General features: G+C 56.7%; 11 protein-coding genes. 6 read left to right on the top strand and 5 right to left on the bottom strand.

What is annotated here, in order from left to right; genetic code table 11:
• Positions 1-69 precede the first annotated feature (69 nt).
• From rbsB to rbsD, 4 genes are read right to left on the bottom strand one after another with little or no spacing between them, the layout of a single operon-like run.
• Positions 70-951, bottom strand: a complete 882-nt coding sequence (gene rbsB, locus DSD30_RS01265; RefSeq protein WP_114007791.1) for a ribose ABC transporter substrate-binding protein RbsB — start codon at positions 949-951, stop codon at positions 70-72.
• A 31-nt stretch (positions 952-982) separates the two neighbouring features.
• Positions 983-1,924 (bottom strand): ribose ABC transporter permease, encoded by a 942-nt coding sequence (gene rbsC, locus DSD30_RS01270; RefSeq protein WP_114007792.1) that lies wholly within the window; start codon positions 1,922-1,924, stop codon positions 983-985.
• A 17-nt stretch (positions 1,925-1,941) separates the two neighbouring features.
• A complete protein-coding gene (locus DSD30_RS01275; RefSeq protein ID WP_114007793.1) occupies positions 1,942-3,435 on the bottom strand; it encodes a sugar ABC transporter ATP-binding protein in 1,494 nt (497 codons plus the stop codon).
• A gap of 50 nt (positions 3,436-3,485) precedes the next feature.
• A complete protein-coding gene (gene rbsD / locus DSD30_RS01280; RefSeq protein WP_114007794.1) occupies positions 3,486-3,905 on the bottom strand; it encodes a D-ribose pyranase in 420 nt (139 codons plus the stop codon).
• 505 nt (positions 3,906-4,410) lie between these two features.
• Between rbsD and trhA the strand changes: the two genes are divergently transcribed.
• Positions 4,411-5,037 carry a PAQR family membrane homeostasis protein TrhA gene (gene trhA / locus DSD30_RS01285; protein ID WP_114007795.1) on the top strand — a complete coding sequence of 209 codons (627 nt, stop codon included), beginning with the start codon at positions 4,411-4,413 and terminating at the stop codon, positions 5,035-5,037.
• A 21-nt stretch (positions 5,038-5,058) separates the two neighbouring features.
• Here the strand turns inward: trhA and DSD30_RS01290 are convergent, their stop codons facing one another.
• The gene (locus DSD30_RS01290; protein ID WP_114007796.1) at positions 5,059-7,095 is read right to left on the bottom strand and encodes a sigma-54-dependent Fis family transcriptional regulator; all 2,037 of its coding nucleotides are present in this window, start codon (positions 7,093-7,095) and stop codon (positions 5,059-5,061) included.
• Positions 7,096-7,393: 298 nt separating this feature from the next.
• Between DSD30_RS01290 and adh the strand changes: the two genes are divergently transcribed.
• From adh to DSD30_RS01315, 5 genes are all read left to right on the top strand, one after another.
• The gene (gene adh, locus DSD30_RS01295) at positions 7,394-8,938 is read left to right on the top strand and encodes an aldehyde dehydrogenase (protein ID WP_114007797.1); all 1,545 of its coding nucleotides are present in this window, start codon (positions 7,394-7,396) and stop codon (positions 8,936-8,938) included.
• An 87-nt stretch (positions 8,939-9,025) separates the two neighbouring features.
• Positions 9,026-9,382 (top strand): DUF779 domain-containing protein, encoded by a 357-nt coding sequence (locus DSD30_RS01300; RefSeq protein WP_114007798.1) that lies wholly within the window; start codon positions 9,026-9,028, stop codon positions 9,380-9,382.
• Between the two features lie 135 nt (positions 9,383-9,517).
• Positions 9,518-10,327, top strand: coding sequence for a LytR/AlgR family response regulator transcription factor (locus DSD30_RS01305; protein WP_198662767.1), 810 nt, complete (start codon positions 9,518-9,520; stop codon positions 10,325-10,327).
• Positions 10,328-10,379: 52 nt separating this feature from the next.
• The gene (locus tag DSD30_RS01310) at positions 10,380-12,098 is read left to right on the top strand and encodes a LytS/YhcK type 5TM receptor domain-containing protein (protein WP_114007799.1); all 1,719 of its coding nucleotides are present in this window, start codon (positions 10,380-10,382) and stop codon (positions 12,096-12,098) included.
• Positions 12,099-12,451: 353 nt separating this feature from the next.
• Positions 12,452-13,888 carry a carbon starvation CstA family protein gene (locus DSD30_RS01315; RefSeq protein WP_114007800.1) on the top strand — a complete coding sequence of 479 codons (1,437 nt, stop codon included), beginning with the start codon at positions 12,452-12,454 and terminating at the stop codon, positions 13,886-13,888.
• The last annotated feature ends 119 nt before the right edge of the window (positions 13,889-14,007 follow it).

Raw genomic sequence — 14,007 nt, forward strand, 5'->3', positions numbered from 1 at the left:
TCGGAGAGGGACCCGGCACGCATGCGCCGGGTCCGGGTTCAGTTGACGGAACGTTCCGCCCTTAATCCCTTACTTGGTAATGACTTGCAGTGCAACAGGGGTGTATTCCGGCACGCTTTCGCCTTTGAGGATCTTGTCGGCAACTTCGACGCCCATCGAACCGATCATGCCAGCCTGCTGGGCAACGGTGGCCAGCATTTCGCCATCATTGACCGATTTCACGGCGTCATCGGTGCCATCAAAGCCAACGACGATGATGTCGCGTTTGGCCGCTTCGATTGCCTTGATCGCGCCCAGAGCCATTTCGTCATTATGGGCGAAGACGGCGTTGATTTCCGGCTGGGCCTGCAGGATGTTTTCCATCACGTTGAGGCCTTTGGTGCGGTCAAAGTCAGCGGCCTGAGAGGCAACCACTTCGATGCCGGTCGCGGTTTTGATGGCTTTGTTGAAGCCTTCACCACGGTCACGGGCAGCAGACGTACCGGGAACGCCTTGCAATTCAACAACCTTGCCTTTGCCTTTCAGGGTGTCGATGATCAACTGGCCAGCCATTTCGCCGCCCTGCACGTTGTCGGATGCGATATGCGAGACAACCTTGCCAGAGCTGGCACCACGGTCGAGGGTGACAACCGGAATATCCTTGCGGTTGGCTGCCTTGATGGCAGAACGCACAGCGTCGGAATCGGTCGGGTTGATCATCATCAGTTTGATGTTTTTGTTCAGCACATCTTCGACATTGGCCAGTTCCTTGGCAGGATCATTCTGGCTGTCGAGCACCAGCAGTTTATAGCCCAGCTCGCTTGCCTTGGCTTCTGCGCCTTCCTTCAGGGTGACGAAGAACGGGTTGTTCAGCGTCGAGACGACAAGCGCGAGGCTGTCCTGAGCCATAGCGGACACCGAGGTGCCAAGCATCATGGTGGTGGCGAGTGCCATACCAAGCAGTTTTTTCATAGGTTCTCTCCCTAGGTTACTTCGAGTGCAGTTACGCATTCTTCCCGCGTTGGTCGAGCATGACGGCGAGAAGTATGACGCCTCCCTTGGCGATCATCTGGTAGTAGGACGACACGTCCAGAATATTGAGGGCGTTGTTGAGGGTGCCAATGATGAGGGCACCGATAAGGGTTCCGGTGATGCGTCCCTTGCCACCGGCCAATGAGGTGCCACCAAGCACAACGGCGGCAATGGCATCGAGCTCATAGGCAAGACCGGCGGTAGGTTGGGCGCTTTCAAGGCGGGCGGTTAGAACAATCCCGGCAAGGGCTGCCAGTGCACCGGACAGCGCGTAGACGGTGATTTTGACCCGTGTGACATTGACACCGGCAAGCTTGGCAACCTGTTCATTGCCACCGATGGCATAGACATAGCGGCCAAAGCAGGTGTGGTTGAGCATGTACCAGCAACCGGCAAAGACGACGAAGGCCAGAATGACCGGGATCGGGATACCAGCCACATAGCCGCCGCCGATCTGGTAGAAGCTTTCAGCGACATCGAAGTCGCCGGTCGAAATGGGGCGCCCTGCAGTGAAAACCAGTGTCGCACCGCGAAACATGGTCATGCCGACAAGGGTGGCAATGAAAGGCTGCACGCCAAAGAAGCTGACAATCGAGCCCTGAGCTGCGCCCATCACCGCACCCACCACAATGGTGACTGCCAGCGCCACGAAAAGCGGGGTATCAAGCCCGATCATGGCGGCGCAAATGGCACCGGTCAGGGCCAGCACCGAGCCGACCGACAGATCGATGCCGGCGGTCAGGATAACGAAGGTCATGCCCGCCGCAATCACCGCATTGACCGAGGTCTGACGCAGGATGTTGAGCAGGTTGTCAACGGACAGGAAAGACGGGCTGATCAGGGAAACAAGCCCCATCAGGACCAGCAGGCCAATCAGCGGAATGTTGTTTGTAGCGAAGCTCTTCATGGTCATCGAACGGTTCCTTCCCCTTAATCCTTCAAGCCAGCAACAATGCAGTGCATGATGCTTTCCTGATCGGCATCCTCCCGGTCAAAGGCACCGGTCATCTTGCCAGCAGACAAGACAAGGATGCGGTCGGAGATACCGAGAAGTTCGGGCATGTCGGAGGACATCAGCAGGATGCAGAGGCCTTCCGCCTTGAGTTTGTTGATCAGAGTGTAGATTTCACGCTTGGCCCCGACATCGACGCCGCGCGTCGGCTCATCCAGAATGAGAATGCGCGGCCGTGGAACCAGCGACTTGGCAATCGAGACCTTTTGCTGGTTGCCGCCGGACAATTGCGAGACGATGGCATCCACCCCGTGGGTCTTGATCGAGAAGGCATTGATATATTCGCCGACCTTGGCCCGTTCGGCCTTTTTGTCGAGCATGCCCATCTTGTTGGAGAAGAGGCGCAGACCCGTCAGGGCCATATTTTGTCTCAGGCCATGCATCTGGATGAGGCCTTCGAGCTTGCGATCTTCCGTGACATAGCCGATGCCAGCCTTGACCCCTTCAAGCGGGGTGTTGATATGACAGACCTCGCCGTCAATCAGGATCTCACCTGCCTTGGCCGGATTGGCTCCATAGATGGCTTTGGCCAATTCGGTACGCCCTGCTCCGACCAGCCCGGCAAAGCCGACAACTTCCCCAGCTTGCGCAGTGAAGGAGACCTCTTTGATGCCCTTGGCCTTGAGGCCACGCACCTCGAGCGCCGTGGCCTTTGGCTCGGCCTTGACGTAAGGATATTGATCAGACAGGTCACGCCCCACCATGTGGCGGATCAGATCGGCTTCGTCGATCTCAGAAACCGGACCCTGATGGACCATCGAGCCGTCGCGCAAAACAGCAACATCGTCACACATCTGGAAGATTTCACCCAGACGGTGGGAGATGAAGACCATCCCCTTGCCCTGTGCGCGCAATTGATCGACCACATCGAACAGAATTTGGGTTTCAACATCGGTCAGTGCGTCGGTCGGCTCATCCATGATGATGACTTCTGCATTCATCGTCAGAGCGCGGGCAATCTCGACCATTTGCTGCTGGGCAATGGAAAGCGTGCCCAATTTGGCGTTGGGATCAATCTGTTGCTTCAGGTGGGTCAGCCAGTGGCGGCTTTCCTTTTCAATCGCGCCCCAGAGGATGCGGCCGCTGGCGTCGGTCGGCTCGCGACCTAGGAAAATATTCTCACCTACACTCAGTTCGGGCAGCAGGTTCAATTCCTGATGGATCATCGCGATCCCGGCATCAATCGCCTGACGGGCGGTGGTGAATCGCACCTCTTCGCCCTTGTAATGCATGGTGCCACTGTCCCGACTGTAAATGCCGGTGATGATCTTCATCAGGGTTGACTTCCCAGCACCATTTTCCCCGGCCAGTGCCACAACGCGTCCGGCATCGACGCGAAAGTCGACATCCTTGAGCACCTGTACTGTCGAGAAAGACTTGCTGACCTGACGCAGTTCCAGCAATGCAGACATAGCCGGACCTCCTGTCTTCTTCTGGTTTCAAAAAGATCTGTTGGCACAGATCAGAATGAAACACCGGAATAGAGAATGATGTTGGCGTAGGGGGTGCATTCGCCGGTGCGAACCACGGCACGCGCCGTTTCGGTTTCAACCTTGAAGCTTTCATGCGCAACCGTCTGGATTTCGATCTGGTTGCCTTGGGTCAGAGCCAGCTTTTCGATCCACTCAACCACCTGCTTGTGAAAGTCTGGCTGTTGGTTGACCAGTTCGGTCGCAATCAGAACCCGCTCAACAAAGAGTTCAGCCGTCACCGCTGACAAGGTATCCATAAAGGATGGCAAGCCGCGACTGACGGCCAAATCAATGCGCTCAACACCATCGGGAACAGGCAAGCCAGCATCGCCGATGCAAAGGGCATTGCCATGCCCCATCTCGGACACAACACGGGTGATGTCGGAATTCAAAAGAACCGCTTTACGCACGAAGTTCCTCCCTCGTTTGCAGTCATGGCAAAAAAGTATCACGAAGCAAACGATTGCGCAATCGTTTGCTTTGACCACTAAAGTCGATATTCATGATACTTGACTCAGCCTTTTGTCGAGAATTCTAGCAGCACATTAATCCATGTCTGTGACACGATCAGGACTATTCCGAGGCAATTTCCGGGTGAGGTGCCGGCGCATCCAAGGACTGACTAGGCAATTTTCGGTGGCCTATTCTCTTGTTTAACACTGAAAATATCGAGATATTCCAGATACTTTCCTTCTTGCGCGTAAGAATGTTACCAATTAACGCCACGTCACCATCTTCTCAGGACTTGGGGATTTGGTGTAGACTTGATGCTCATGTGTGTGGGGCGAACGGCTTACTGGCTGCGTCAACCTTCAATGGGGTAATGACAGCCGGTCGACATTGTAATCGGCAGTGGATAAATATCACTGACCATCTAGCCCCACGGGACTGTGGCACTTTTGAGCAGGAGAAAAGATGTATCCAAGCATGCATATCAATCACCGAACAGCCGATGCCTTCGTGCATGGCGCGACGCTTTTGGCGGTGGGGGTCATGTGCGGACTCGTCTCTATGCGGATATCCGATGGCATCGGGCTGCAGAAAACCGTTTTCAGCATTCTCTATATGGTCTGTTTGCTTGGATCAGCGCTGGCCTCGGCCATTTATCATTTCGGGCCGTGGCATAACGTTCGCCTGTCGTTGCGGCGGATCGATCATGCGGCCATCTATGGTCTGATCGCGGCAACCATCACGGCAGTGCTGAGCGACCTTGACCCGACCTTTGTCTTCATCTTTGCCGGCATCATCTGGACCGTGACGCTGCTGGCGATGCTCTGGAAGATTTTTGGCAGCCATGTCAAGAGCCGCTGGTCCACTCTGTCCTATGTCGGCCTCGGGGCGATCGGCTTTGTCGGCTTGGTGTTCAATTTCACCGAGTTGCCACTGGTCACGGCCATCACTATTTTTGTTGGCGCAGGCTTTTATCTCTCCGGCATTCCCTTCTATGCCCGCAAGTCGATGCCCTATCGCTATGCGATCTGGCACGTCTTCGTGCTGCTTGGCACGATCAGCTTCTTTGTCGGCATTTTCAACGTTGTCTGAGGCGCGAGAGTCGGGATTTCTTCACCCTGCCTTCTTGATGCCATGCAGCTTCATCTTGCGATAAAGGGTATTGCGGGAAATGCCCAGATCTGAGGCGCAGCGCGAAATATTCCAGCGGGTTTGGAACAAAGCTGCCTCGATCAGTCGTTTTTCTCTATCCGACACATCAAGATGCGCGCGCAGGCCAGTGCCAGCCGTCGCGTCACACGGTTGCCATTGCTGGTTGCTGTCAGGCTGAGCAGGCTCGCCCTTGCCCATTGAAGGCCCATGGAGCATGCCAAGATGATCCGGGGTGATCGGTCCACCATCGGCCAGAATGGAAGCGGTTTTCAGCGCATGCTTCAATTGGCGGATATTGCCCGGCCAGTGATGGGCCTCGATCATCTGTCGCGCCTGACGGGAAAAGAAGGCCTCATCGTCCAAACGAGCCTTTGGCAGCAGACGCGCGACAATATGATCGAGGTCAGAACGATGCCTCAGAGACGGCAGTGGCAGAGAAAAGCCGCAAATCCGGTAATAGAGATCCTCACGGAAGCGCCCTTCGGCGCAAAGCCGTTCAAGGGGCTGGTGGGTGGCAGCCAACAGGCGAATATCAAGATCAACCCCCTTGGTGCAGCCAAGCGGCGTCACCTTGCGCTGCTCTAGCACCTGCAACAGGCGGGTCTGGGCGGACAGGGGCATGTCGCCGATTTCATCGAGCAACAAGGTGCCGCCATTGGCCGCCAAAATCTGCCCCTTGAAACCTGCGCTCTGGGCGCCGGTGAAAGCACCCGCCTTATAGCCGAACAACTCCCCTTCGATGAGATTTTCCGGCAGCGCACCGCAATTGACCGCCACAAAGGGGGCCTCGGCCCGGTTGGAGGAGGCATGAAGGGCACGGGCGAAGCTGTCCTTGCCAACCCCGGTCTCTCCGGTGATCAGCAGCGGAATGTCATTGTCAAACAGCTTCTGTGCCTTTGCTGCCAAGGCCTGCAGCGGCGCGTCTGCGCCGATCAGTTGCGCCAGTTCACTTTGTTTGGGCGCGTGTGACACGTGTCGCTGGGCCGGTTTGGATCGTTGGGATCGCACGGGATTTTGTGGCACCTGCCAGCCCGGTGTCAGCGGATGACCGCCTTTCAAGGCAATGGCTGTCGGCCGTTCTGTCCGATTGGGTTCGATCAAACGGGCATGCAAATGGGTCGCGCTTGGCGCAAACGCATCTTGCAGGCCGATCTGGGCAGGCATGCGCCCGGCATTGGCCAGATGGCTGGCCAGCCGATCCCGCTCCATGGTCACCAGATCGCCAATGTCGCGGCCAATCAGCTGGCTGCGGTCGGAGACCGAGAGATGCAGCTTTGCCTGCTCGTCCAGCCCGACAATGCGACCATTGTAATCAAGGGCGATCAGCCCCTCTTCGAGCAGGCCGACGCGGTCCGCATCATGATGGAAGCGCATGATCCATTGATCGGCAAAATGATCCTGAAAATTGCGGCGCGACATCAGTCGAGCAGACATTTCCAACAGCGCACGGGTATGAGCGAGCAGATCCGGGTCATCCTTGCGGCCAATGCTGGAAACATCAAACAGCGCGAGCACATCGCCCTCAACATCAAAAACCGGCGCGCCGATGCAAGTCAGGCCTGCATGGCGGGAGTGAAAATGCTGATCGCGATAGACGGTCAGTGACTTTTTCTCGGCGATGGCCGTACCAATGCCGTTGGTGCCTTCGCAGGCTTCGCTCCAGTCCGCACCGCGTCTGAGGCCCGACTGGCGGAACAGGTCATCAAGGGCCGACTGAACCGCAAATTCAATGATCGTTCCATGCCGGTCGGTCAGAATGACCGCGTGGCCCGAGCCTACGATATTCTGAAAGATATGCTGAACCTGCGAGCGGCAGGCGGTGAACAGAGAGCCAAGGGATTCGATGGAATCGCGCACGCGCTCGCGGCGGATCACCGCCTCCCGGCGCTGGCACCCTTGATCGAGGCCATAATCCTCGCGGCAACGGCTCCAGGATGCAGATAAGATTTCGTGATCGCGTGAGCCATGCCCCACGCGTTGCAGATCGCGATGCGCCATCAAAGTCCTCCCCTGTGCCCGCGCCGCCTTTTTCTGGTTCGGCTTCGGGTGCGTCAAAATGTATCATGACTGAGGGGGTATCGCCAAATTTGCCAAGGCCTTTTGACGTGGTCGCGCGGCTCGGCTGTCCCGTCTGCACCATCTGCGAGACAATCGACGCAACAAACTGTCCCATGCATGACACAGTGTGCGGTTGCAGCAATCATGATCTTTCAATCACTTAGTCAGTTGGCATGAAACTTCCTTCTCTTGCTGTATCAAACAATCCACATGACGCAGCATTTCTGGGAGGAAAATCATGAACGTCATTACACCACAGACCCGCAGCGCGGCACTCGATACGTCCCATCTGAACATCGAATGGCCGTTCAAGCCCCGCTATGGCAACTTTGTCAACGGCACCTTTGTCGAGCCGAAGTCCGGTCAGTATTTCGAGAATGTCACACCGATCACCGGGGAAGTGATTTGCGAAGTGGCCCGCTCAAATGCTGACGATATTGAAGCCGCGCTCGATGCGGCCCATGCGGCCTTCCCGGCATGGGGTAAAACCTCGCCGACCGAGCGCTCCAACATGCTGCTCAAAATGGCCGACCGGATGGAAGCCAACACCAACTTGCTGGCCGTGGCCGAAACGATCGACAATGGCAAGCCGATCCGCGAATCCATTGCCGCCGACGTGGCACTGGCGATTGACCATTTCCGCTATTTCGCAGGCTGCATCCGGGCCGAAGAAGGGCATATTTCGGAAATCGACCACAATACCTATGCCTATCACATTCCGGAGCCTCTGGGCGTGGTTGGCCAGATCATTCCATGGAACTTCCCGCTGCTGATGGCGGTCTGGAAGCTGGCTCCTGCCTTGGCGGCTGGCAACTGCGTGGTGCTTAAACCTGCCGAGCAGACCCCGGCCTCGATCATGGTGTTCCTCGAGCTGGTCGGTGATCTGCTGCCAGCGGGCGTCCTCAATGTGGTCAATGGCTTTGGTTTGGAAGCGGGCAAGCCGCTGGCTTCATCCAATCGCATCGCCAAGATCGCCTTTACCGGCGAGACCACGACCGGTCGCCTGATCATGCAATATGCGGCGCAAAACCTGATCCCTGTGACGCTGGAACTGGGTGGCAAGTCGCCAAACATCTTCTTTGAAGACATCATGGAAGCCGATGACGCCTATTTCGATAAGTGCCTTGAGGGCTTCTCGATGTTCGCGCTCAATTCCGGTGAGGTCTGCACCTGCCCGTCGCGCGCGCTGATCCAAGAATCAATCTATGACGATTTCATCGCCCGGGCGCTTGAGCGGGTCAAAAAGGTCAAGCAGGGCAACCCGCTGCAGATGGACACGATGATCGGTGCGCAGGCCTCCGGCGAGCAGAAAGAGAAAATCTCTTCCTATCTCGACCTTGGCAAGGGCGAAGGGGCGGAATGTCTGCTGGGTGGCACGATTGCCAATCTGCCGGGTCTTGAAGGCGGCAATTATATCAATCCGACCGTCTTCAAAGGCTCCAACAATATGCGCATCTTCCAGGAAGAGATTTTCGGACCGGTCCTTTCGGTCTGTACCTTCAAGGATGATGACGAGGCTCTCGCCATTGCCAACGACACAGACTTCGGCCTTGGTGCTGGCGTCTGGACCCGTAATGGCAACCGTGCCTTCCGCTTCGGGCGGGAAATTCAGGCCGGGCGCGTCTGGACCAACTGCTACCACGCCTATCCGGCCCATGCGGCCTTTGGCGGTTACAAGCAGTCAGGTGTGGGGCGCGAGAACCACAAGATGATGCTGGAGCATTACCGTCAAACCAAGAATATGCTGGTGAGCTACTCCACTGACGCTCTGGGCTTCTTCTGATCAAGAAGGCGTCTCCCAAGACGTACCCGTCTGGCAAAATCAGCCAGACGGGCCTTCCTTTCTCTTCCTCTCCTCGCGGAGTCCGACATGTCTCATACAGACTTGCCCACAGTAGCTGCGACCAGCGCAGCCCTTACCCTGTTGCAGGAAATCAAGACCCGCTACGGCGACAATCTGCTGTTTCATCAATCCGGCGGCTGCTGCGATGGCAGTGCACCGATGTGCTTCCAGACAGACGACTTTCTGATCGGCGAGCAGGATGTGTTGCTGGGAGATCTGGAAGGCGTGCCCTTCTATATCAAGCGCCAGCAGGGGGAACGCTGGGGAAGCAGCCAATTGATCATTGATGCAGTTGATGGCAATGGCGGCATGTTCAGCCTCGACAATGGCACCGGCAAGCGCTTTCTGACCCGGACGGAAAGCTGCGCCTTGCCTCAAGCGTGAGCCTGTCTTTGCGTGGTTCGCACAAGCTGTTGCCGACAAATACGCTGAGACACGACAAAATTGCGCTAGATTAAAGCAGCCCCGAAAGCATGGTGATAGGAGGGAACATTCCTGTTCCCTTTTTCAGACGGGCAAGTGTGCCTGCCATCCAAGACCATGCCGATCAGATGCCTCATAGTTGATGACGAAGCTCCGGCTCGAGACGAGTTGGGCTATTTGCTGTCCTGCTATCCGGACCTCACCATCATTGGCGAAGCGGCCTCGGCGTCAAAGGCCGTGAGCCTGTGCCTCGAACGACAGCCGGATCTGGTTTTTCTGGACATCCAAATGCCAGGACAAAATGGGTTCGAGGTCATCCGTGCGCTGCAGATGGCCGACTGCCCGCTGCCGCTGTTCGTCTTTGTCACCGCCTATGACAGCTATGCGGTCAAAGCCTTTGAGGCGAGCGCGGTCGATTACATCCTCAAGCCGGTCTCGGAAGAGCGACTGGCCCACACAATCGAACGGGCGCGGGCTTTTCTGGGCCAGCAGATCAACCCGCTGCAAAAGCAGCTAGAGAGCCTGTTGACCAAAATACAGGGGTCGGACCATACGCCCCTGCCGACCACTCATCGCATTTCAGTCGAAAAACACGGACGGATTCGACTGATCGATCCACGCGACATTGTGTTTTGCAGCTATGACGATAGCCGTGTCATGGCCCATACTCGCGACGACATCTTTCCCGCTTATGGCATCGCTTCGATGGACCGGATGGAAGAGCATCTGGCGGGCAGCACGTTCTTTCGCGCTCACCGCTCTTCGCTTGTCAATCTTGAAGCCGTTGTGGAATTCAGCCCCTGGTTCAATGGAAAATACAGCCTTGTCATGGGCGACAAGGCGCGCAGCAAGCTGACCGTCAGCCGTTCCCGTGTCAAGGAATTCAAACAAAGGCTTGGATTGTAAGCCTGCCTGCCCGGACAGCCGCCCTGCCCTCGCCCATCGGAAAGCCGATAGCATGTCGATACTGACCCTGATTGCCACCCTTCTCAAACATGTGGGCCTGCTGGTTGCGGGGGCTTATGTCCTGTTGAGCCTATCACCGGTTCAGGAAATGAATTTCAACCGCCGCGGCTTAAAGAACCGGCTCTTCATGATCCTGTTTTTCGGCTTTTTGGGTGTGCTGGGAACCTATAGCGGCAATGCGATCTTTGATTCCATCGCCAACTTGCGGGCCATGGCGGTGATCACAGGCGGTCTGTTTGGCGGTCCTGTTGTCGGCCTGGGAGCCGGGCTGATTGCCGGGGGACATCGTTTCCTGATCGATCCGTGGGGCTTTTCGGCGCTGGCCTGTTCCATGGCCACCCTTCTGGAAGGGCTGATGGCCGGAGCCGTACAGGTCAAACTGCAGGACCGCGCCATGCGCTGGCAGGTGGCTCTGGTTTTGGCGCTGATTGGCGAAAGCATGCATATGGGCATGGTGCTGGTGCTGTCCCAGCCTTTGGAAGAAGCGATTGCCCTGGTCCGTGTGATCATGTTGCCAATGTTGATCGGCAACAGTCTGGGAGCCGTGTTGTTCGTCCATGTGATCAACTCCATTCAGGATTTTCGCGAGCGCAAGGCCTCGGACCAGACACAGAAGATCTTTGACATCACCAACACCACGGTGGCCTATTTGCGGGCCGGATTAAACGCTCATAGTGCGCAGGCGATGGCCGAGGTCATTCATGACCGGTTGCCGGTGGCCGCCGTGTCCGTTACCGACACCAGAACCGTGTTGGCCCATGTCGGGGAAGGCGACGACCACCATTTGCCCGGCCGTCCGCTGGTCACACGGGCCACCAAACAGGTGATCGCCTCGGGCGAACAGATTTTTACCCGCGACAAGGACTTGATCGGCTGCAGTCACCATTGTTGCCCCCTGACCTCGGCCATCATCGTACCGTTGCGTAAGGGTGGTGCGATTGTCGGGACATTGAAATTCTATGGCTCGCCGAGCTATGAGATGAACAAGATCCTGTTCGAGGTGGCTAAGGGGTTGACGGATCTGTTTTCAATCCAGCTGGAACTGGAAGATATTCAGGTCAAGGACCGTTTGCTGGCCCATGCGGAAATTCGCCATTTGCAGGCCCAGATCAACCCGCACTTCCTGTTCAACTCCCTCAATACCATCGCCTCCTTCTGCCGCACGGCTCCGGACCGGGCACGTGAACTGATCCTCGATCTGTCGCTCTATATGCGCAAGAATCTCGATTCCAGCCGTGGTTTCATCCGGCTGGCGGATGAGCTGGCGCAGGTCAATTCCTATCTGGCGATCGAACAGGCCCGCTTTGGCGATTGCATTCGCTCGAGGATCGAGGTGGAGCCGGGGTGCGAAGACTGGCCGATCCCTTCGCTGATCATCCAGCCTTTGGTGGAGAATGCCGTCAAACATGGCCTTCGGACCCGCGAGGATGGGGGCACCGTCGGCTTGACCATTTGCCAGAAAAATGGCGAGTTGCAGGTCACGGTCTTTGATGACGGGTCGGGCATCCCGGAGGATCTCTTGTCCTCGCTGCTCGAACGGCGGGCAATGGAGTCTCAATATGATGGCATCGGGCTTCGCAATTCCCACCATCGGCTGGAACAGATCTATGGCACGGAATATGGCATGCAGATCGACAGCATAGCGGGACAAGGCACAACCATTTCCTTCTCGATCCCCTATCGCGAAGAAATGTTGCCTCTGGCCAGCTGAGACTGCGCGCTGAGAGGCAGCGCCGCAGCCCTAGCTACCCGTTTCGGGATGCGTTCCATTGCTTGCGCGCCTGATGGCTGGGCTCGGCCATCCGTCTTTCATCGACTCAGGTGAACCATTCCTGCAGCCTCTTTGAGTTCTGTCAGAGAAATCCGCTTCCCCGTCGACCCATCCAAAGTGCATTTCAGAGGCTCAAAGCGACGTTTCAGCGAGAATCTCTTGTCGCACGAAGCGCTTCAGACATATTTTCGGGCCGATTTTAACCTGCTCGTCGTTCCACTTAGAGCCGCTGCAGGGATTATCTTATCCCTGCCAACATGCTCAGAGCTTTATCTTTGCAAGGAGAAGATAGGATGCTCTTTTTCCTCATCTGTGTCGGGCTGCTCGTGCTCGGCTATTTCACCTACGGTGTCTTTGTCGAAAAAATATTCGGCCCGGAACCGAACCGCAAAACTCCATGCTGGACCAAGGAAGACGGCGTTGACTATGTCAATATGCCAACCTGGAAGGTCTTCTTCATTCAGCTGCTCGACATTGCCGGTCTTGGCCCGATCTTCGGCCCGATCCTAGGCGCCCTTTATGGCCCGCAGGCCATGCTGTGGGTGGTCATCGGTTCGATCTTTGCCGGTGGTGTGCATGACTATTTCTCCGGCATGCTGTCGGTCCGGTCCGGTGGCAAGTCGATTCCGGAAGTGGTCGGTGATGAAATGGGCATGGCGGCCCGTCAGGTCCTGCGTGTCTTCTCTGTCGTTCTGTTGCTGCTGGTCGGCGTGGTCTTCATTCTCGGTCCGGCGAAACTGCTCTCCAACATGACCGGCTTCAACGTATCCCTGCTGATCGGTGCAATCTTCGTCTATTATTTCATCGCCACGATCCTGCCGATCGACAAGATTATCGGCAGCCTCTATCCAATCTTCGGCGTGTTGTTGCTGTTCATGACCTTCGGCGTTCTTGGCGGTCTGATCTTCAATGGCTATGAGTTGATGCCGAACCTTGACTTTGCCACCAATGTGCATCCCAAAGAGCTACCAATTTGGCCATTGCTGTTCATCACCCTGTCGTGTGGTGCCATTTCCGGCTTCCATTCCACCCAGTCGCCTCTGATGGCGCGCTGCATGCGCAACGAAAAACATGGCCGCCCGATCTTCTACGGTGCGATGATCGTTGAAGGCATCATCGCGTTGATCTGGGTTGCTGCCGGCGTCTCCTTCTATGAGAATTCCGGAGCCCTTCAGGCCGTGATCGCATCTGGCTCGCCAGCTGCTGTCGTCAATGAGGTCTGCAACACCCTGCTCGGCCCAGTCGGCGGCTTCCTTGCCATTCTTGGCGTGATCGTTCTGCCCATCACCTCCGGTGACACGGCGTTCCGGTCCACACGCCTTATTCTGGCTGAAAGCTTCCGCATGGATCAGACCAAGATTGCCAAGCGTCTGATGATCGCCCTGCCGCTGTTCGCCATTGCCTTCATGATTTCGCAAGTGCCATTCGCAGTGGTCTGGCGTTATTTCGGCTGGTCGAACCAGATGTTGTCGATGCTGGTTCTGTGGTCCGCCGCCATCTGGCTGGCCCGCAATGCCAAGTTCCACTGGATCGCAACCGTTCCTGCCGTCTTCATGACCGCAGTGGATGCTGCCTTCATCCTGCAGGCCAAAATCGGTCTCGGCCTTCCGGCAACCTTCTCCAACATCGCTTCGGTGTTCATCGCCTTGGCCGCGCTGGTTGCCTTCCTGATGCTTGTCCGTCCCGCCGGACAGGTGAGCGGTGGCATGAAGCCGGGCGCCACCCCATAAGCGCCTGACCATCGCATTCAAGAAAGCCGCGCTGGAAGAGTTTCCAGTGCGGTTTTTTTGTCGACACAGCAAATCAGGCACTGCCCGACGCGGACAGTGCCTGACGAAAGACCTGTAAC

This window comes from Cohaesibacter intestini (assembly GCF_003324485.1).
Taxonomy (GTDB): Bacteria; Pseudomonadota; Alphaproteobacteria; order Rhizobiales; family Cohaesibacteraceae; genus Cohaesibacter; species Cohaesibacter intestini.